18 protein-coding genes are annotated in these 17315 nt (G+C 72.5%); 9 read left to right on the forward strand and 9 right to left on the reverse strand.

Features of this window, described 5'->3' with window-relative positions; all coding sequences use genetic code 11:
* Positions 1–177: 177 nt before the first annotated feature.
* The gene (locus ACIRD8_RS08690; protein WP_403988098.1) at positions 178–972 is read right to left on the reverse strand and encodes a VOC family protein; all 795 of its coding nucleotides are present in this window, start codon (positions 970–972) and stop codon (positions 178–180) included.
* A 420-nt stretch (positions 973–1392) separates the two neighbouring features.
* On the opposite strand from ACIRD8_RS08690, the gene ACIRD8_RS08695 reads away from it, so the two are divergent.
* The 5 genes from ACIRD8_RS08695 to ACIRD8_RS08715 all read left to right on the forward strand — a co-directional run bounded on the left by ACIRD8_RS08695 (position 1393) and on the right by ACIRD8_RS08715 (position 5752).
* Positions 1393–2040 (forward strand): TetR family transcriptional regulator, encoded by a 648-nt coding sequence (locus ACIRD8_RS08695; RefSeq protein ID WP_403988101.1) that lies wholly within the window; start codon positions 1393–1395, stop codon positions 2038–2040.
* Positions 2041–2183: 143 nt separating this feature from the next.
* Positions 2184–2849 carry a pyridoxal 5'-phosphate synthase gene (locus tag ACIRD8_RS08700; RefSeq protein ID WP_403988104.1) on the forward strand — a complete coding sequence of 222 codons (666 nt, stop codon included), beginning with the start codon at positions 2184–2186 and terminating at the stop codon, positions 2847–2849.
* A 67-nt stretch (positions 2850–2916) separates the two neighbouring features.
* Positions 2917–3828 (forward strand): zinc metalloprotease HtpX, encoded by a 912-nt coding sequence (htpX, locus tag ACIRD8_RS08705; protein ID WP_403988107.1) that lies wholly within the window; start codon positions 2917–2919, stop codon positions 3826–3828.
* A gap of 9 nt (positions 3829–3837) precedes the next feature.
* Positions 3838–4428 carry a hypothetical protein gene (locus tag ACIRD8_RS08710; RefSeq protein WP_403988110.1) on the forward strand — a complete coding sequence of 197 codons (591 nt, stop codon included), beginning with the start codon at positions 3838–3840 and terminating at the stop codon, positions 4426–4428.
* Positions 4429–4564: 136 nt separating this feature from the next.
* Positions 4565–5752: a flavin-containing monooxygenase gene (locus ACIRD8_RS08715; RefSeq protein ID WP_403988112.1), complete on the forward strand. Its 1188-nt coding sequence runs from the start codon at positions 4565–4567 to the stop codon at positions 5750–5752.
* An 8-nt stretch (positions 5753–5760) separates the two neighbouring features.
* Here ACIRD8_RS08715 and ACIRD8_RS08720 read toward each other — a convergent pair whose 3' ends face one another.
* Positions 5761–7074, reverse strand: coding sequence for an MFS transporter (locus ACIRD8_RS08720; protein ID WP_403988115.1), 1314 nt, complete (start codon positions 7072–7074; stop codon positions 5761–5763).
* 68 nt (positions 7075–7142) lie between these two features.
* Positions 7143–7583, reverse strand: a complete 441-nt coding sequence (locus tag ACIRD8_RS08725; RefSeq protein WP_403988118.1) for a DUF2809 domain-containing protein — start codon at positions 7581–7583, stop codon at positions 7143–7145.
* A gap of 63 nt (positions 7584–7646) precedes the next feature.
* On the opposite strand from ACIRD8_RS08725, the gene ACIRD8_RS08730 reads away from it, so the two are divergent.
* Positions 7647–8636, forward strand: a complete 990-nt coding sequence (locus ACIRD8_RS08730; RefSeq protein WP_403988121.1) for a GlxA family transcriptional regulator — start codon at positions 7647–7649, stop codon at positions 8634–8636.
* A 63-nt stretch (positions 8637–8699) separates the two neighbouring features.
* Here the strand turns inward: ACIRD8_RS08730 and ACIRD8_RS08735 are convergent, their stop codons facing one another.
* From ACIRD8_RS08735 to ACIRD8_RS08745, 3 genes are all read right to left on the reverse strand, one after another.
* Positions 8700–9161: an ATP-binding protein gene (locus ACIRD8_RS08735; RefSeq protein WP_403988124.1), complete on the reverse strand. Its 462-nt coding sequence runs from the start codon at positions 9159–9161 to the stop codon at positions 8700–8702.
* Positions 9162–9728: 567 nt separating this feature from the next.
* Positions 9729–10265, reverse strand: a complete 537-nt coding sequence (locus tag ACIRD8_RS08740; RefSeq protein WP_403988127.1) for an EF-hand domain-containing protein — start codon at positions 10263–10265, stop codon at positions 9729–9731.
* Between the two features lie 106 nt (positions 10266–10371).
* The gene (locus tag ACIRD8_RS08745; RefSeq protein WP_403988130.1) at positions 10372–10746 is read right to left on the reverse strand and encodes an STAS domain-containing protein; all 375 of its coding nucleotides are present in this window, start codon (positions 10744–10746) and stop codon (positions 10372–10374) included.
* Between the two features lie 287 nt (positions 10747–11033).
* On the opposite strand from ACIRD8_RS08745, the gene ACIRD8_RS08750 reads away from it, so the two are divergent.
* Complete coding sequence (locus ACIRD8_RS08750; protein WP_403988133.1) at positions 11034–11615, forward strand: sigma-70 family RNA polymerase sigma factor; 582 nt, start codon at positions 11034–11036, stop codon at positions 11613–11615.
* Positions 11612–12940, forward strand: a complete 1329-nt coding sequence (locus tag ACIRD8_RS08755; protein ID WP_403988136.1) for a maleylpyruvate isomerase N-terminal domain-containing protein — start codon at positions 11612–11614, stop codon at positions 12938–12940. The genes ACIRD8_RS08750 and ACIRD8_RS08755 overlap by 4 nt, the downstream gene beginning before the upstream one ends.
* Positions 12941–12952: 12 nt before the next feature.
* Here the strand turns inward: ACIRD8_RS08755 and purU are convergent, their stop codons facing one another.
* Positions 12953–13852: a formyltetrahydrofolate deformylase gene (gene purU / locus ACIRD8_RS08760; protein ID WP_403988139.1), complete on the reverse strand. Its 900-nt coding sequence runs from the start codon at positions 13850–13852 to the stop codon at positions 12953–12955.
* A gap of 28 nt (positions 13853–13880) precedes the next feature.
* A complete protein-coding gene (locus ACIRD8_RS08765; RefSeq protein ID WP_033297487.1) occupies positions 13881–14327 on the reverse strand; it encodes a hypothetical protein in 447 nt (148 codons plus the stop codon).
* Between the two features lie 174 nt (positions 14328–14501).
* On the opposite strand from ACIRD8_RS08765, the gene ACIRD8_RS08770 reads away from it, so the two are divergent.
* Complete coding sequence (locus tag ACIRD8_RS08770; RefSeq protein WP_403988142.1) at positions 14502–15770, forward strand: ABC transporter substrate-binding protein; 1269 nt, start codon at positions 14502–14504, stop codon at positions 15768–15770.
* Positions 15771–15828: 58 nt separating this feature from the next.
* On the opposite strand, the gene ACIRD8_RS08775 is transcribed toward ACIRD8_RS08770, so the two are convergent.
* Positions 15829–17292 carry a hypothetical protein gene (locus ACIRD8_RS08775; protein WP_403988145.1) on the reverse strand — a complete coding sequence of 488 codons (1464 nt, stop codon included), beginning with the start codon at positions 17290–17292 and terminating at the stop codon, positions 15829–15831.
* Positions 17293–17315: the final 23 nt, after the last annotated feature.

Genomic DNA, 17315 nt, shown 5'->3' on the forward strand with positions numbered 1-17315 from the left:
CAGGAACAGAAGCCCGCGAAATCCCGCCCTGTGCAGCGTCTCACCACTGGGCACCACTTGGCGGTGCGCACCCTGATTCTTCCTGGCTCGCGGCCCGGTTGCGAACCCGGGGGCGGAACGGAGTGTTGTGTGGCACTCCATCCCTTTCAGGACACCGCCGGTACGCCGTCGCGAGACCTACGGAAGCAGCTCGGTCGGCTGGAGCACGGCGAAAGCCGCACCCTGGTCGTCCTGGAGGACCGCCATCCGCCCGTACGGGATGTCCAGGGGAGGCGCCGTGATCCGGCCACCGAGGCGTGCGGCGGTGTCGGCGGCGAGATCGCAGTCGGCGACGGCGAAGTAGCTGAGGAAGTAGCTGGGCAGCATCGCGGGGAACGCGTCCGTGATGACCGCGCGCCCGCCGACCGCGGTGTCCTCACCGGGCTCGGTCCCTGCGGGGGACCAGGTCCGGAACGGCTCCGTGCCGCCCTCGGCGCCCGGCAGTCGGATGTCCGTCCCCCGGAACCCGAAGACCTCCTCGTAGAACGCGTCCACGCGCTCGGGCTGCCGGGTGTAGACCTCGGTCCAGCAGAAGGCGCCCGGCGCGTTCTGCTTCTCGAAGCCCGCGCGCTCGCCCGCCTGCCAGAGGCCGAAGACCGCGCCGCCGGGATCGGCCGCCTGGGCGAGGACTCCGGCCGCGCCTGCCCGTACGGGATCGGTGATCACCTGGCCGCCCGCCTTCCTGACCAGGGCGACGGTGGCGCGGATGTCGTCGGTGGAGAAGTAGACGCCCCAGGTCGTGGGCATGCGGCCGTCCTGCTTGGCGGCGAGCGCGGCCACCAGCTCGCCTTCGCTGTACGCATCCGCGAAGGGCATGCCGTCCCCGGCGTGGAAGGTCCAGCCGAAGAGCCCGCCGTAGAAGCGCTTGCCGGCCTCCAGGTCGGAGAGCTGCACATCCACCCAGCACGGCGCGGACTGCGCGAATACGGCCATGGCCCGGGTCCTTCCGTCGCAGTGAGGTCGCCGTGAGGTCGCCGCGAGTTCGCCGTGCTCGCAGTGAATCCGCGGCGAGATCGCGAGGGCAGCCGTGACGCCCGTCACACTCAACGTAACGTCGGGGGCCTTCCGGCGCGCCCCGAGGGGCTGAATAGAACCTTTGCCCGAATCGTGAAGGTCCTGCGACCTGCGTGGACGAGAGTTGTCCACCGAAGTTATCCACAGGCTGTTGATAACAACATCGCACCGGGCAGGCCCCGGAGCGGAGAGAAGTGCAATTCCATAAACACGTACGCCCGCGCGGAAACAGCTCGCACTCCGCCGCTGAATTGCGCTGTTCACCCCGTCCGCACTGGGGCGTTCCCCATTTGCAGTCGGTCAGATCGCGCTCGGATCACCCCTCGGTAAGCTGACGGCATGACAGGACAAGTACGCACCGTCGACGGCCGCGTGGCTGGTCGGCGAGGTCAGGCGACGCGGCAGAAGCTGCTCGACTGCCTCAGCGAGATGCTCAGCTCCTCGCCGTACCGGGACGTCAAAGTCATCGACGTCGCACGGAAGGCGGGGACTTCACCCGCGACTTTCTACCAGTATTTCCCCGACGTCGAGGGCGCCGTTCTCGAACTCGCCGAGGAAATGGCCAAGGAAGGTGCCGAACTGACCGAACTGGTCGGCGGCCGCTCCTGGGTCGGCAAGGCCGGCTGGCAGGCCTCCGAAGAACTCGTCGAGGGATTCCTCGACTTCTGGCGGCGTCATGACGCGATCCTCCGCGTCGTCGACCTCGGCGCGGCCGAGGGCGACAAGCGGTTCTACAAGATCCGCATGAAGGTCCTGAGTACCGTCACCAACTCCCTGACGGACGCGGTCAAGGAGCTCCAGTCCAAGGGCAGGGTGGACAAGGACGTCAGCCCCGCCGCGGTGGCCGGCTCCCTGGTCGTCATGCTGGCGGGGGTCGCCTCGCACCAGAAGGGCTTCACCACCTGGGGCGTGAAGCAGGCCGAAATCCGGCCGAACCTCGCCCTGTTGGTCCACCTGGGCATCACCGGCAAGAAGCCGGTCAGGTAGGCCCCGGCAAGCCCCGCACCCCCCGTACGCGCCGGGAGCCGCCCCACCGCGGCTCCCCATGTCCTGTCTCACCGACGGCGGACCACCCCTGTGGTCCGCCGTCGGCGTTCCCGGACCGGCGCGGGACGCTGTGGAATGGGCCCATGAGCGATGCACAGAAGGAATTCCGCGACCTGCTCCACGTACAGCGCGTCTGGGACGTACCCCTCCCCCGCTTCGACCCGTCCGCCGCGCCCGCCGCTCCCCTCCCCCTCTTCCACACCTGGTTCGCCGAGGCGGTGGCGGCCGGGCAGACCGAGCCGCACACCATGACCCTGGCGACGGCCGACGCGGAGGGCCGGCCCGATGTGCGCACGCTGATGCTGCACGACGCGGACGAGCGCGGCTGGCACTTCGCCACGCACGCCACCAGCGCGAAGGGCCGCCAGCTGGCCGCCCGCCCATACGCGGCGCTCGGCTTCTACTGGCCCGCCCAGGGCCGCCAGGTGCGCGTACGGGGCGACGTCACCCCCGCGGCCCGCGAGGAGAGCCGGGCCGATCTGCGGGCCAGGTCCACCGGGGCGCTGGCCGCCGCGCTGACCGGTTCGCAGAGCGAGGTGCTCCCGGCGCACGAGGACCTCGTATTGGCCTCCGAGGCGGCCTGGGAGCGCGCGCGGCAGGAGCCGGACGCCGAGGCGGAGACCTGGACGCGCTATGTGGTCGAACCGCGGGAGGTGGAGTTCTTCCAGGGCGACGACCGGCGCCGGCACGTGCGCCTGCGCTATCGGCGGGACGGCGCGGGCTGGACCCGCGAACTCCTCTGGCCCTGAGCCCCTCACATCCGGTTTACCCGGGAAAGGAGCACTATGGGAGTCAGGTGAGCAGCTGGAGGCACCCATGGCACGAACGCGTTCCCGATACGCCCCGGACCGAGGCCTGACCACCCGCATGGTGAGCACGATGTTCTTCATCGGCCTGCTGTACGTGGTCCTCGTGGGCGTGCTGCTGGCTGTCCTGCGCGGCGCCTGGCCCCTCATCCTGGTCATCACGGGCGGTCTGTTCATCGCCCAGTTCTGGTTCAGCGACCGCATCGCGGCGTACGGCATGGGCGCCCGGGAGGTCACCCCGCAGGAGGCGCCGGAGCTGCACGGTGCGGTCGACCGGATCTGCGCCCTCGCCGACATGCCCAAGCCCCGGGTCGCCATCGCGCGGAGCGACGTGCCGAACGCATTCGCGACCGGCCGCAGCGAGAAGACCGCCCTGGTCTGCGCCACGACCGGACTGCTGCGCAGACTGGAGCCCGAGGAGCTCGAAGGGGTCCTGGCCCACGAGATGTCGCACGTCGCGCACCGCGACGTGGCCGTGATGACCATCGCGTCGTTCCTGGGCGTCCTCGCGGGCATCGTCACCCGGGTCGCCCTGTGGGGCGGCTTCGCCCGCAACAGCCGCGGCAACGACCCCGCGGGCATCATCATCATGCTCATCCCGCTGATCAGCGCGGTGGTGTACGCCCTGAGCTTCCTGCTGACCCGGCTGCTCTCCCGCTACCGGGAGCTCTCCGCCGACCGCACCGCCGCCCTGCTCACCGGCCGGCCCTCGGCGCTCGCCTCCGCCCTCACCAAGGTGAGCGGGCAGATGGCCAGGATCCCGACGGAGGACCTGCGGAAGGCGGAGCCGTACAACGCCTTCTACTTCGTGCCCGCCTTCGCCGCCAAGGAGAGCCTGGGCCGACTGCTCTCCTCCCACCCGACCCTCGAACAGCGTCTGGACCAGCTGGCCCGCATCTCCGCCGGCCTCTCCCACCCGTAAGGAGCCTCCGTGGGCCTGCTCGACAGCATCCTGGGGCGCAGCAAACCGGTACGCCCCGACCTCGACCAGCTCTTCGCCGTGCCGTCCGCCGCGCTCACCCTCCAGGCCGGCACCGGTTTCACACCGACCGGGCTCGGGTCGGTGTGCTTCGCGGGGGTGGAGGGCGGCACGTTCGCCCGTATCCAGCAGGACGTCCGGGAGCTGCTCGACGCGGACACGGGGCGGGGCGGGATCCCGGTGGAGTTCAGCCGGGACTCCTACGGCTACACCTGGCTGCTCGCCCGTCAGGAGCCCGGTGCCGACGGCATGGCCGCCCTGGTCAACGACCTGCACGCGGTCAACACCCTCCTCCAGGACGGCGGCTTCGGCCCGCATCTGCTCTGCTCGATGATCGGGTTCCGGAATCCGGAGGGGCGCTCGCTGGCGCTGGTCTACCTCTACAAGAGGGGTACGTTCTACCCGTTCGCCCCGGCTCCGGGCGGCGGGGAGAAGCGCGACAACCAGCTGGAACTCCAGGTGCGGGCCGTGCTCGGCGACGACCTCCGGGTGGAGGACGACCTCTCGCGCTGGTTCCCGGTGTGGGGCGCGCCGGGGCTCTGAACGCTCCGGCGCACGCGCCTGTGACCGGGCGCTCCTGGCCTCCGCACGGACCGGCGCACGCGCCCGTGATCATTTCGCAACCGATTCCCGCCCGGACCGGGACCCATCATGTCCATGTCCTATTACGCTCCGAAGCATGCCCGAATCAACCCCTGCCCCCGGCGCCGCCCTGCCCGCCTCCATCGACCGCACCGACGGCCGGCCGGTCTATGTGATCGGCGGCGGCCCGGGCGGCCTCGCCGCCGCGGCGGCCCTGCGGGAACAGGGCGTACGGGCGGTGGTGCTGGAGAAGTCCGGTGACGTCGGGGCGTCCTGGCGCCGCCACTACGACCGGCTGCACCTGCACACGACCCGGCGCTGGTCGGCGCTGCCGGGGCTGGCGATGCCCCGCCGCTTCGGCCGCTGGGTGTCGCGCGACGACATGGTGCGCTACCTGGAGAAGTACGCCGAGCACCACGAGCTGGAGGTGGTGACGGGCGTCGAGGTGTCCCGGATCGACCGGACCGGTGACGGCACCGCCTGGCAGCTGAGCGCGACCGGCGGCCGGGTGCTCACCGGGCGGGCGGTGGTGGTGGCCACCGGCTTCAACCACACCCCGCGCATTCCGGCGTGGCCCGGCCGTGAGGAGTTCACCGGTGAGCTGCTGCACGCCGGTGAGTACCGCGGCCCTGCGCCGTACGCGGGCAAGGACGTCCTCGTCGTCGGCATCGGCAACACCGGGGCGGAGATAGCCGTGGACCTGGTCGAGGGCGGCGCCTCCCGGGTGCGGATCGCGGTCCGCACGACCCCGCACATCGTGCGCCGCTCCACGGCCGGCTGGCCCGCCCAGGCGACCGCCGTCCTGGTCCGCAGACTGCCGGTCCGGCTGGTGGACCGGGCGGGCCGCCTGATGTGCCGCGTCTCGGTCCCCGACCTGGCGGAACAGGGCCTCCCGCGCCCCGACACGGGCCTGTACTCCCGGGTCAAGGAGGGCGCGATCCCCGTCCAGGACGTCGGGCTGATCGACGCGGTGAAGTGCGGCCGGGTGGTCCCGGTGGCGGCCGTCGAGTCGTTCGACGGGGACGCCGTGGTGCTGGCCGACGGAACCCGGATCACCCCGGACGCCGTGATCGCCGCCACCGGTTACGAACGCGCCCTGGAGGACCTGGTCGGCCACCTCGGCGTCCTGGACCCCCGCGGCCGCCCCGTGGTGCACGGCGCCCGCACCCCGGAGGGGGCACCGGGCCTCTACTTCACCGGCTTCACCAACCCGATCAGCGGGATGCTCCGCGAGATGGCCCTGGACGCGCGGAAGATAGCCGGCCGGCTGGCCAGGAAGAACTGACCGAGCGGTCAGAGGGTGACGGCGGTGGCGGCCCCCTTGCGGCGGATCACCAGGGCCATCAGGGCCGCCGTCGCGCACAGCGCCCCCGCGGCGTACCAGACCAGGTCGTACGAGCCCGTCACGTCCCGTACCACCCCGCCGAGGAACGCCACCAGGGCCGCCCCCACCTGGTGCGACGCCAGGACCCAGCCGAAGACGATCGCGCTGTCCTCGCCGTACTGCTCGCGGCACAGGGCCAGGGTCGGCGGGACCGTGGCGACCCAGTCGAGGCCGTAGAAGACGATGAAGAAGACCATCGGCGGATGGACCGTGGGGGCCATCAGCATCGGCAGGAACAGCAGCGAGACACCGCGCAGCGCGTAGTAGACGGCGAGCAGCCTGCGGGCGTCGAAGCGGTCCGTGAGCCAGCCGCTGAAGACCGTGCCGATGATGTCGAAGACGCCGATGACGGCCAGCAGCGAGGCCGCCGCGGTGATCTGCATGCCGTGGTCGTGGGCCGAGGGCACGAAGTAGGTGCGGATCAGGCCGTTGGTGGAGGCGCCGCAGATCGCGAACGAGCCCGCCAGCAGCCAGAAGGGGCCCGTGCGGGCCGCGTCGAACAGCACGCGTACGGTGCGCTTCGCCGCGCCGGTGACGGGCGCGGGCTTCTCGACGTACGCGCCGCCGTAGGGGGCGAGGCCCACGTCGGCCGGGTGGTCGCGCATCAGGAACCAGACGAACGGGACGACCACGAGCGCCGCCAGCGCGACGGTCACCGAGGCCGGGCGCCAGCCGTGGTCCTTGACGATCCAGGCGCAGAGCGGCAGGAAGACCAGCTGGCCGGAGGCGCCGGCCGCGGTCAGGACGCCGGTCACCAGACCGCGCCGGGCCACGAACCAGCGGTTGGTCACGGTCGCCGAGAAGGCCAGCGCCATCGATCCGGTGCCCAGGCCGACGAGCAGGCCCCAGTAGAGCAGCAGCTGCCAGGACGCCGTCATCCAGACGCTCGCCAGCGCCCCCGTCGCGACGGCGGCGAGCGCGACGACCACGACCCGGCGGATGCCGAAGCGGTCCATCAGCGCCGCAGCGAACGGCGCGGTCAGCCCGTACAGCGCCATGTCGAGGGAGACGGCGAGGCCGATCTCGCCGCGTGACCAGCCGAACTCCGAGTGGAGGGGGTCGATGAGCAGGCCCGGCAGGGAGTTGAAGGCCGCGCCGCCGATGATCGTCACGAAGGTGACGGCGGCGACGATCCACGCACGGTGTACGAGCGGACGGGAGCGGCGGCGAGGCGTGCGCTCGGTCGCCGCGCTGTCGGTTGTCTGGGTCACGCCGCTCAGCATCGGGCCGGAGGCCGCTCCCGGACGAGTGGCTCGAAAGACACCCTTCGCAGGGATCGGGCCACGCCGGGTCAGGCCCGTGCGCGAGCGGACCAGGACCGCAGGCCGCGGTGGGCGGCCCAGGCCAGGGCCGCCCCCGCCGCGTACCGGAGGAGGTCCGGGGCGTTGAACGTCGAGCCGAGCACCAGCCGCGCCACGGTGCTGTGCCGGGCGAGGTCCGCCGGTACGCCGGTGAGCTGGGCCAGTTCGACCGCCCAGCTGAAGGCCAGCGCGGCACCCGCCGCCGTCAGGGGCCGTACCCGGGGCGCGAGGAACACCACCAGGGTGTGGATCAGCACGGTGTAGAGGGCGTCGCCCGCGTACTTCGCCACGTCCCCGCCGGCCACGTCCCCGCCGGCCGTCGCACGGACGCCGAGGCCCGCCGCCACGGTCACGAGCGCCGCGGCCAGAGCCGCGGCACGGACGGTGGCGGTCCTGGGAACGGGGTCGAGGAGGGTCGGCTTTTCACTCATGGCCGGTACGTTTATCAGGCCGTCACCGGTCACACCCAATCCGCGGGAGAGAGCAGGAGCCAGATGCGCCGACGTGTCGTGGTGCTCGCCCTGGACGGGGTGATCCCCTTCGAACTGGGCATACCGCAGAGGATCTTCGGCCTCGCGCGGGACATGGGGGACACCGGCCGCGGCGCGAAGCTGTACGAGGTCGTGACCTGCTCCGTGCGCCCGCCCGGCCCGGTCCGCACCGACGCCGACTTCAGCATCGTGGTCGAGCACGGCCCCGAGGCGCTCGCCACCGCCGACATCGTCGTCGTCCCGGCCTCGCACGAGCTCGGCCCCGTCCACCAGGAGGGCAGGCTCACCGACGGACTGGCCGCCGCGTTCGCGTACATCAGGCCGGGGACCCGCATGGTCTCCATCTGCACGGGCGGTTACGTCCTCGCCGCGGCCGGGCTCCTCGACGGCCGCCCCGCCACCACCCACTGGTCATCGGCCGACCACTTCCAGCGGCTCTTCCCGAAGGTCCGCGTCGATCCGGACGTCCTGTTCATCGACGACGGGGACGTGCTGACCTCGGCCGGTGTGGCGGCCGGGATAGACCTCTGCCTGCACATCGTGCGCCGCGACCACGGCACCGCCGTCGCCAACGACATCGCCCGCCGCACCGTCGTACCCCCGCACCGCGACGGCGGTCAGGCCCAGTTCATCCGGCGCCCGCTGCCCGAGGCGGGGCTGGCGACGACGACGGCCGCACGGACCTGGGCGATCGGCCGGCTGGAGCAGCCGATCCAGCTGCGCGACATGGCGCGCCAGGAGTCGATGAGCGTGCGCACCTTCACCCGCCGCTTCCGCGAGGAGGTCGGCATCAGCCCGGGGCAGTGGCTCGCCCAGCAGAGGGTGGAGCGGGCACGGCAGCTGCTGGAGTCGACGGATCTGTCGATCGACCAGGTGGCACGGGACGCGGGCTTCGGTACGGCCACCTCCCTGCGGCAGCACGTGCAGGCCGCGCTGGGGGTGGCGCCCACGGTCTACCGGCGGACGTTCCGGTCGACGGTCGCGGGACGCTGAGGGCCCCGCACGAGCTCCGGGACGGGAGAGCGCCCGGTCACGACGGGCCGGGAGAGCGCCCGGTCAGAGACAGGCCCGGTCGCCGGGCTGGTCCTGGACCACCGGCACCATCACCGGGCCCCCACGGTCGACCTCGCACCAGATCCGCTTCCCGGCGCCCTCCGGCTGCCAGCCCCAGCGGTCCGCCAGGCCGTCCACCAGCTCCAGCCCGCGCCCGCCGGTGTCCTCGCCCTCCGCGTGACGCGGCTGGGGCGGACGGCAGCTGGTGTCGGCCACCTCGACCCGCACCGTCCCCGCGGAGCCCGCCGGACTCGCCGAGCCGAACAGCATCCGCAGCACGGCCGGGCAGCCCGTGTGGACCACCGCGTTGGTGACGAGCTCGGAGATCAGCAGGATCAGGGTCTCCGCGAGCGGCTCGTCGTCCTCCATCCCGGACCCGATCAGGCGCGACCGCGCCCATCTGCGGGCCCGTCCCACCTCCGCGGGATCCGGCCCGACCTCCATCTGAACCTGAAGCACCTGCACCGCTCACACCATCCGAACCGGCGGACACATCGCCTAGCGCCTCCTCGGGGTCACGGAACGTGACTCCCCTGCGAGACAGCATGGTTGACGTACAGTCACCGCAACAAGCGCTTCGGGCATATTCCAGCGCGAAGGAGTACGCGTGGCCCATACTGTGCGACGCGTGCTGCGGAGAGTCGAACAGAGACGCACCGGCACCCCGGGGACCGAGTCCCCGGCAGGCCCGTCGCAGCTCCGTGGGGCGCGAGCAGGGCACCGCGCGGCGCCCGGGGCGGCCACAGGGGCCGTACCCGGATCCTCCGGTTCCAGTACCACTCGCATCCAACGGAGCGTACCCGAGCGCGGGCCCGTGACTCCGCCCGGTGACGGTGCGCTCCGGGGGCGCACTCGCTCTCCGGATGCGTTGCGTCACCCGCGCGGCACGGCCCGTACGCCCCCCGGTCAGCCACGACCACCCCGGGGCCACGCACCGCGGCCCGGCGGCGGGAAGCCGGGGCCGGACCGCGGAGGGGAACGAACTGCTCATGCCGTTGGGCGTGTTGACGCGGGGTCGCGAGTTCGCGGGGTCTACGCGTCGGGTTCGATCACGGTGAAGTAGACGGAGAAGGCGGCGACCGCCTCCGCCTCGCCGATCAGGCCGTCCTGGTCGGTGTCCAGGCTCCGGGCGGCGACGCTCGCGATGTCGTCCGCGGCGCCCAGCACCCGCAGGGCGCGCTCCACCGCGGCGACCGGGGCCGAGACGGGGGCGGCGCCCTCGGGGTCCGTGCCGGCGGCCACGGCGATCGTCGCGCGCAGGAAGGGGCGCGCGATCTCCGCGAAGCGTTCGGGGCTGTCACGCAGCCGTTTCACGGCCCCGCCGACGAACTCCTCACGGTTGACGCGCTGGTCCCCGTCCACGTCGGCGATGCCCGCCATGCCCTGCCAGAACGCCTCGGCGCCCGTGTAGAGGGACTGGCCGCGGTCGCAGCGGGCCGTCGTACCGAACTCGGCGAGCAGACGGGCCGCGGCGGCGTTGAAATCGGCGCGATCGATGTAGCCGTTGCCGTCCTGGTCGAAGGCGGCGAAGCGGTGCGCGATCTTGCGCTCGTACTCTGCGCTGTCCATGCGGGGAGCGTACGACGCCGAGCGGCGTCACGTGTCACCGAGCCTGCCCAGGAGTGTGACAACTTCGCGTCGGTCCTGTGTGCCGGGCGGGGGCCGGACGGTGGCGTCAGGCCGTGAGCGGCCTGGACGCGTCGTCGGTGGCCGCGTCCGAGTCCGGGTAGACGTCGAAGAGCCGGCGTACGCCGAGGGCGCCGAGCACCTTGTTGACGTGCGAGCCGTCGACCGCGCCACGGGCCGGGAGGACGATCCGCAGCCGGCCGCCGCAGGACTTCATCAGGCGCCGGGAGGCGATCAGGACGCCGACACCGCTGGAGTCGCAGAACAGGACACCGGAGAGGTCGAGGATCACGTCGTGCCGGCCCTCGGCCACCGCACCGTGGACCGACTGGCGCACGACGGGTGAGCTCACGAGGTCGAGCTCACCGTGGATCCGCAGCACGGTCCACGCGTCCTGCTCGGTCTCGTACACCTTCAGCGTCACGCGACTCGGCCTCTCGTCCGGGGCTCCGGAGGATCCGGAAGTTTCCGTTCCTCCTCGCGGCTGCCCGCCCACCCGCTCGCGAAACACCCATCCGCCCACCGGCCTGGCACAGGATCCATCCAGAAATGATCACTTCAGGTTTGTTTACGCGATCAGGAAGGGGCAAGGGGGGAATCATTCCCTATCATCCGGCGCCACTTGAGGGACGTACTTGCCGCAAAGGTGCGTGTCCGGACCATGCCGCCGACTACATTCGACATGACGAGAGGCACAGGGCTGGGGGCTGGATGGCGAAGGACGCACCACCGCGCTGGGACCGCCGCATGCAGCAGCGTCTGACGCGTGGCGAGGCGGCCGCCCTCGGCGAGCTCTACGACCGGTTCGCCGCCCTCGTGCACAGTCAGGCCCACCGCATGCTGGACGACGAGGACGCCGCGGACCAGGTGACGCGCGAGGTCTTCGGCTACGTCTGGGAGAACCCCGGCGCCTACGACCCCAAGCACGGCTCCATGCGCTCCTGGGTGGCGCGGCTCACCCACCGCCGGTCCGTGCAGCGGCTCCGCAGCACGCACGGCGGGGCCGAGGGGCCCGACGCCGACGCGCGGGCCGAGGAGCTGGAGCACCGGGTGCTCAAGGCCACCGCTGCGGCCCGGGCCGACTACATCGTCGCCTCGATGCCCGCACCGCTGCGCGCCGCCCTGGAGCTCGCGTACGTACAGCGCCGTGACTACCGGCAGGCCGCCGCCGATCTGGGCGTCACCGGGGACGAGGCCAGGCGCCGGCTGCGGCTCGGCCTCCAGCTGCTCTCCACGGCGAACACCCGGCCGTCGGCGGACTCCGCCCCTCCCGGATACGGGCCGACGCCGTGAACGGGTCCCAGGGCGGCGACGGCCGCGACGGGGAGCGCCCGCCGGTCGAGCGGCGCATACCGGGCCCGCGGCAGGCCGCCGACGACCGGGAGACGCTGCCCCCGGCCCGGCCGGGAGGCTCGGAACCGCCTGATCCGCCGGAGCCACCCCGGGCGGAGCCGCCCGTACCTCCCGAACCACCGGAGCCGCCCGAACCTCCGGAGCTCCCGGAGCCGCCCGCCCCGCCGCTCCCGCACAAGGTGCTCAAGTCCCTCCTCGGTGCCTGGGCCCTGGCCGCCTGCTCCGCCGAGGAGACCGCGGCCGTCGAGGAGCACCTCACCTCGTGCGCGCCCTGCGCCGACGAGGCGCTGAGGCTGCGCGACGCGGTGGGGCTGCTGCACTCCGACGGCACCCTGGACCTTGACCCGATGCTCCGCTCCCGCGTCCTGGAGGGCTGTCTCGGCCGCCGGCCGGCGCGCATCCCCGTGCCTGCCTGGGCCGCACCGTACGACGCGGAGACCGCACGGCTCGACGCGCTGCTGCGGGACATCGGCGACTCGGAGTGGCACGCGCCGGTGCGGCTGAAGTGGTTCGAGGACGACCGGCAGGTGAACCGGAAGACCACGGTCGCCGGGGTGATCGGCCATCTGACGGCCGTCGACGGACTGGTGTCCAGGGCCCTCGGCCTGGACGACCCGCTGGGCGTGGGCGACAAGCCGCTGCCGCCGACCGAGCGCACCGAGCGGTACTGGTCGGCCGCTTCCCGGCCGCCCACCCGGACCGTGCGGGAGCCCTGGCGTGACCAGAGCCACTCCCTCGTCCGTACGGTGTCGTTCGCCGGCCGGGGCGTCGCGGAGCTGTCCGTGCCGTACGGGCACTTCGCCCTTCCGCTGCAGGACTCGCTCCTGGAGCGGGCCTTCGAGTGCTGGGTGCACGGCGGCGACATCGCCGACGCCGTGGACTACCCCTACGAACCGCCCGCCGCCGCCCATCTGCACGGGATGATCGATCTGGCGGCCCGGCTGCTGCCCGCCATCCTGGCCGAGCGCCGCCGGGCGGGGCTGGCCGCACCGGCGCGCCGGCTGGTCACCGCGGGGTCCCCGGGCCGCTCCCTCCACCTGGAGGTCGAGGGGCGCGGCGGCGGCGACTGGTACATCGCGCTGGACTCACCCGCCGCTCTCGGCTCCCCCGACCACGCGGTCGCGCAGGTCGCGCTCGACGGGGTGGAGTTCTGCCGGCTGGTGGCCGGCCATGTGCTGCCGGTCGAGGCCGCGGCCGGGCAGGAGGGCGACCGCGAGGCGATCCGCGACGTCCTGTTCGCCGCGGCCTCCCTCAGCCGGCTCTGAGCGCGGGGCCCCTTACGGGAAGACGACCGTACGGCGGCCGTTGAGCAGGATGCGCCGCTCCGCGTGCCACTGGACCGCGCGGGCCAGCGCCTGGCACTCCACGTCACGCCCCACGGCCACGAGCTGGTCCGGCGTGACGCCGTGCCCGACCCGCTCGACCTCCTGCTCGATGATCGGCCCCTCGTCGAGGTCGGCGGTCACGTAGTGCGCCGTCGCACCGATCAGCTTCACCCCGCGCGCATGGGCCTGGTGGTAGGGCTTCGCGCCCTTGAAGCTCGGCAGGAAGGAGTGGTGGATGTTGATGATCCGGCCGCTCAACTGCTTGCAGAGGTCGTCCGAGAGCACCTGCATGTAGCGCGCCAGGACGACGAGCTCGACGTTCTCCCCGCGGACCAGCTCCAGCAGCTGCGCCTCGGCCTCCGGCTTGTTCTCCCTGTTCACGGGGATGTGCCGGAAGGGGACGCCGTACGAGGCGACGAGTTCGGCGAAGTCCGTGTGGTTGGAGACCACGGCCACGATCTCGACCGGCAGCGCACCGGTGCGGGAGCGGAACAGCAGGTCGTTGAGGCAGTGCCCGAACTTGCTGACCATCAGCACGATCCGCATCCGGTCGCTCGCCCGGTGGATCTGCCAGTCCATCCGGAAGGCGTCCCCGATCGCGGCGAAGCTGGCGCGCAGCTTGTCCACGGTGACCGTGGCGTCCGCCGAGAAGTGGACGCGCATGAAGAAGAGACCGGTGTCGTGGTCGCCGAACTGCTGACTGTCCTCGATGTTGCAGCCGGTCATGAAGAGATAGCTCGACACGGCGTGCACGATGCCCTGCTTGTCGGGGCAGGAGAGCGTGAGGACGTACTGCTCGGCGGCGGTGTCCGAGGCAGCGGGTACGGATTCGGCGGGCTGCGGCGCGGTCATCCCCGTAGGGTGCCACACCGTCCGCAGGTCACGCCGATCTGGTCATGATGCGGAGCACGTCCAGGGAGCGCGGCGGGGTGTCGGGGTCCTCCGCGTCATTGGTGGCGAGCATCACATGGGCCTCGCGGGCGGCCACGACGGCCTCCTGCCAGCCCGGGTGCTCCAGATAGGCGGAGACGGGGGCATCGGCGCCTATCTGGTGCATGATGCGCAGCACCCGCAGGGCGGCGACGTCCACGAGGGCGGCCTCGGCCGAGTCGCGGAAGATTGTCCCCACGTATTTCTCGGCAGACCAGTTGTCCAGCCAGGTGTCCTCGACCAGGCGGTACACGGCGTCGGTGACGTCGCCGTACCCTTCCCGGCCGGCCAGCCAGCACTCGTGGTGGAAGACGGGGTCGGAGAGCATGTGCAGCGCCGAGCGCACGTTGCTGCGCCAGCGCCACCACGGCATGTCATTGAGCGGCATGCCGCCCATGGTGGAGGAGCGACGGCCGCGACGGGAAGTGTTCTCCGAACCTTGCTGCACGGTTGCCGATCGTACGTTCCCTTGCCGAGGCCGTGTGCGGCCCCCCGTAATTCACCTCCACGTCACCGTGCGTTGACCGCTCCACACCATGGCGTTACCCGTGAGCCGCAAGTGTTCATGCCCATGACCGGATGGCGACGCCTCACCTCCCCCCGCCCCTGCAAGCTCCTCACATCCGTGGCGGCCGGGGCGCTGCTGATATCCGGCTGCGGTGTCCTCCCCGGGGTCTCGGGGGGCTCCAGGGAACCCGTCACCGTGATGACGTGGGCCCCCGACACCACCGGGGCCGACACCGTGAACATGGCGGGCATGCCCGCCATGGCGAGGACCTACGCCCGCTGGATCAACGAGAAGGGCGGGATCGACGGCCACGAGCTGCGGGTGCTCACCTGCAACGAGCAGGACACCCCGACCGGTGCCTCGAAGTGCGCCCGGCGGGCGGCCGACGCGGACGTGGCGGCGGTCGTCGGCTCGTACAGCCGGTACGGGCGGGCGTTCCTCGCTCCGCTGGAGGCGGCCGGGATCCCGTACATCGGCGGGTACGGCGCCTCCGCCGACGAGTTCACCAGCTATCTCTCCTACCCGGTCAACGGTGGCCAGCCGGCGCTCGTCGCGGGCAACGGCGAGCAGCTGGCGGCCAGTTGCGAGCGGGTGTCGCTCGTGCGGCCCGACACCCTGGTCGGCGACAGCATGCCCGGGCTCCTCGACGCGAGCCTCACCCGGAGCGACCGGCCCGCGTCCTACGACATCAGTGCGGCCGAGGGGGCCACGTCGTACGACTCCGAGGCGGCCAGGGCCCTCGACAAGGCGGGCGACGGCTGTGTGACCGCAGTGCTCGGGCCGGGCACGGAGACGTTCTTCGACTCCTTCCGCCGGCTCGAACCGGAGGGCAGCCGGGTGCGGATCTCCTCCGTGCTGGGCAGCGTCGGCCAGGGCCTCATCAACCGGTCGGGCGGCCCGGACAGCCCCTTCGAGGGGGCCCTCGTCACCGGCTGGTACCCGGAGTCGGGCGACGCCCGCTGGGACGAGATGCGCGAGGTGATCGAGAAGTACGCCTTCGGGGACAACCGGATCGATCCCACGGACACGGGCGTGCAGACGACCTGGATCGCCTACACCGCGCTCCGGGCGGTCGTCGAGGCGATGGACCGGCCCGACATCTCGGCGGGCGGGATCTCCGTCAGCCTCAACCGCGGCACCGAGGTGGACACCGGCGGCCTCACCCCGGTCCTGCGCTGGCGCTTCCAGGACATGGTCGGCACGGCCGCCTACGGGCGCATCGTCAACGGCCGGGTGACGTTCCAGGTGGTCCGCGCCGGGCGTCTGACCGCCGAGAAGAAGGGCTTCGTGGATGTGACGGAGACCCTCGTGAACGCCCGGCCCGGCGGCTGAGTCCGCTCGGCCGCCCTCGGCTCCCGGGGGCGGCCGGAAGGAGTCGAGGGCAGTCGCGTCAGAGCTGCGTGGGGGCGCGCTCGGTCAGCCCGTACTTCTGCGCGATGGAGTTCCACAGCCCCGAGGCCTTGCGCTTCTGGATGGTGGCGTCGCTGCTCGACACACCGGCCTTGGCGGTCGCGTCGGTGTTGCGGGCCTTGCCGCCCTTGCAGACCTTCTTGTCGTGCTTGGCCTGGCCGGCCCACACGGCGTAGTGGTCGTCGGCCTCCGCCGACGCCTGCCAGGCCTTGGTGAGGGAGTCCTTCAGCTCGGCGTTCTTCGGGAGCTGGTCGACGCTCAGCGCCTCCAGCCGGGTCACCAGGTCCCGGCGCTGGGCGGCGGCGCCCTTCAGATCGGTGGCCGCCTGGTCGAGGGCGCGACAGGTCTTGATCTTCTCCACGGCGCCGATCACCGCCGAGCGGCTGTTGTTGCTGTCCGCGAGCAGCTTGTCGAGCGCCTCGGCCTGGGGCTTCGCCGGGTCTTCGGCCGCCTGCGTGGACGGCTCGGCGGCGGGTGAACTCTGCGCGGCCACCGGCTGCTTGTCGTCCGGGGACTCGTCCCCGCCGCTCATCAGGGCTCCGGCGCCCAGCCCGATGACGGCGCAGCCGACGACGACGGCCGCGATCAGCGGGATGTGCGCGGACCGCCTGCGCGGCGCATCCCCGCCCTGGTCCGGCTCGGCCGCGTCGTGGCCGCCGTGCCCGCCGTGGAAGCCCTGCGGGCCCGCCCCGTACGGCTGGGCGGCCTGCGGGCCCGGGTATGGCTGGTGGGGCTGGTGCGGCTGCTGGGACCCGTCGAAGCGGGGCATCTGCTGCGTGGCGCCCGCGGGCCCCTCACTGCGGAAGAGACTGTCGAACTCCGCGGGCGGCTGCCGGTCGCCCGGGGCTCCCGGCCGGATCCCGTACGGAGCGCCGCCGGGCACCGGGGGTATGTACTGGGTCGCGTCGGCGTCGGACGGCTGCGCGGGGGCCCCGGAGGACTGCCCCAGGTACTGGGTGGACTCCGCCTGGCGCTCCGGCGGCAGCCCGCCGGGGAGCGGACCGCCGGGGACGGGAGCGATGTACTGCGTGGCGTCCGCGTCCCCGCCCTGCCCCAGGCCCTGCCCCGCGGGCGCGGCCTCGGGCGGCAGGGGCTGGGCGTACGGCTGCTGCTGGTACGGGTCCTGCTGGTACGGGTCCGGCCGGTACGCGTCCTGCTGGGGGGCGTACTGCTGCGGCTGGTACTGCCCGTGCTGCGGCTGCTGGTAGCCGCCCTGCTGGTGCTGCTCCGGTGGCAGCTGCCCCGGGCCGTCCTGGTGCGAGGCCCCGGGCCCCCAGGGCTGGCCCCACGGCTGCCCGCCCGCGGGGGCGGCCTGGTCCGGCTGCCCGCCCGCCGGCCCGCCCGCGTTCCAGGGGGCACCACCCTCCGCGGGCAGCACGACACCTTCGTGCGCGGGCCGTACAGCGGGAAGCTGCCGCTCGTCACCCTGTCCGCTCTGCGTCACCGGGACTCCTACGTGTGAACCTA

It is taken from the genome of Streptomyces sp. NPDC102451 (assembly GCF_044765485.1).
In the GTDB taxonomy this organism is placed as follows: domain Bacteria; phylum Actinomycetota; class Actinomycetes; order Streptomycetales; family Streptomycetaceae; genus Streptomyces.

Excerpts from the sequence above, each read along its gene's own strand:
- ACIRD8_RS08690 (WP_403988098.1), bottom strand. The coding sequence starts at position 972 with ATGGCCGTATTCGCGCAGTCCGCGCCGTGCTGGGTGGATGTGCAGCTC.
- ACIRD8_RS08695 (WP_403988101.1), top strand. The coding sequence starts at position 1,393 with ATGACAGGACAAGTACGCACCGTCGACGGCCGCGTGGCTGGTCGGCGA.
- ACIRD8_RS08700 (WP_403988104.1), top strand. The coding sequence starts at position 2,184 with ATGAGCGATGCACAGAAGGAATTCCGCGACCTGCTCCACGTACAGCGC.
- htpX (WP_403988107.1), top strand. The coding sequence starts at position 2,917 with ATGGCACGAACGCGTTCCCGATACGCCCCGGACCGAGGCCTGACCACC.
- ACIRD8_RS08715 (WP_403988112.1), top strand. The coding sequence starts at position 4,565 with ATGCCCGAATCAACCCCTGCCCCCGGCGCCGCCCTGCCCGCCTCCATC.
- ACIRD8_RS08720 (WP_403988115.1), bottom strand. The coding sequence starts at position 7,074 with ATGCTGAGCGGCGTGACCCAGACAACCGACAGCGCGGCGACCGAGCGC.
- ACIRD8_RS08725 (WP_403988118.1), bottom strand. The coding sequence starts at position 7,583 with ATGAGTGAAAAGCCGACCCTCCTCGACCCCGTTCCCAGGACCGCCACC.
- ACIRD8_RS08730 (WP_403988121.1), top strand. The coding sequence starts at position 7,647 with ATGCGCCGACGTGTCGTGGTGCTCGCCCTGGACGGGGTGATCCCCTTC.
- ACIRD8_RS08740 (WP_403988127.1), bottom strand. The coding sequence starts at position 10,265 with ATGGACAGCGCAGAGTACGAGCGCAAGATCGCGCACCGCTTCGCCGCC.
- ACIRD8_RS08750 (WP_403988133.1), top strand. The coding sequence starts at position 11,034 with ATGGCGAAGGACGCACCACCGCGCTGGGACCGCCGCATGCAGCAGCGT.
- purU (WP_403988139.1), bottom strand. The coding sequence starts at position 13,852 with ATGACCGCGCCGCAGCCCGCCGAATCCGTACCCGCTGCCTCGGACACC.
- ACIRD8_RS08765 (WP_033297487.1), bottom strand. The coding sequence starts at position 14,327 with ATGGGCGGCATGCCGCTCAATGACATGCCGTGGTGGCGCTGGCGCAGC.
- ACIRD8_RS08770 (WP_403988142.1), top strand. The coding sequence starts at position 14,502 with ATGACCGGATGGCGACGCCTCACCTCCCCCCGCCCCTGCAAGCTCCTC.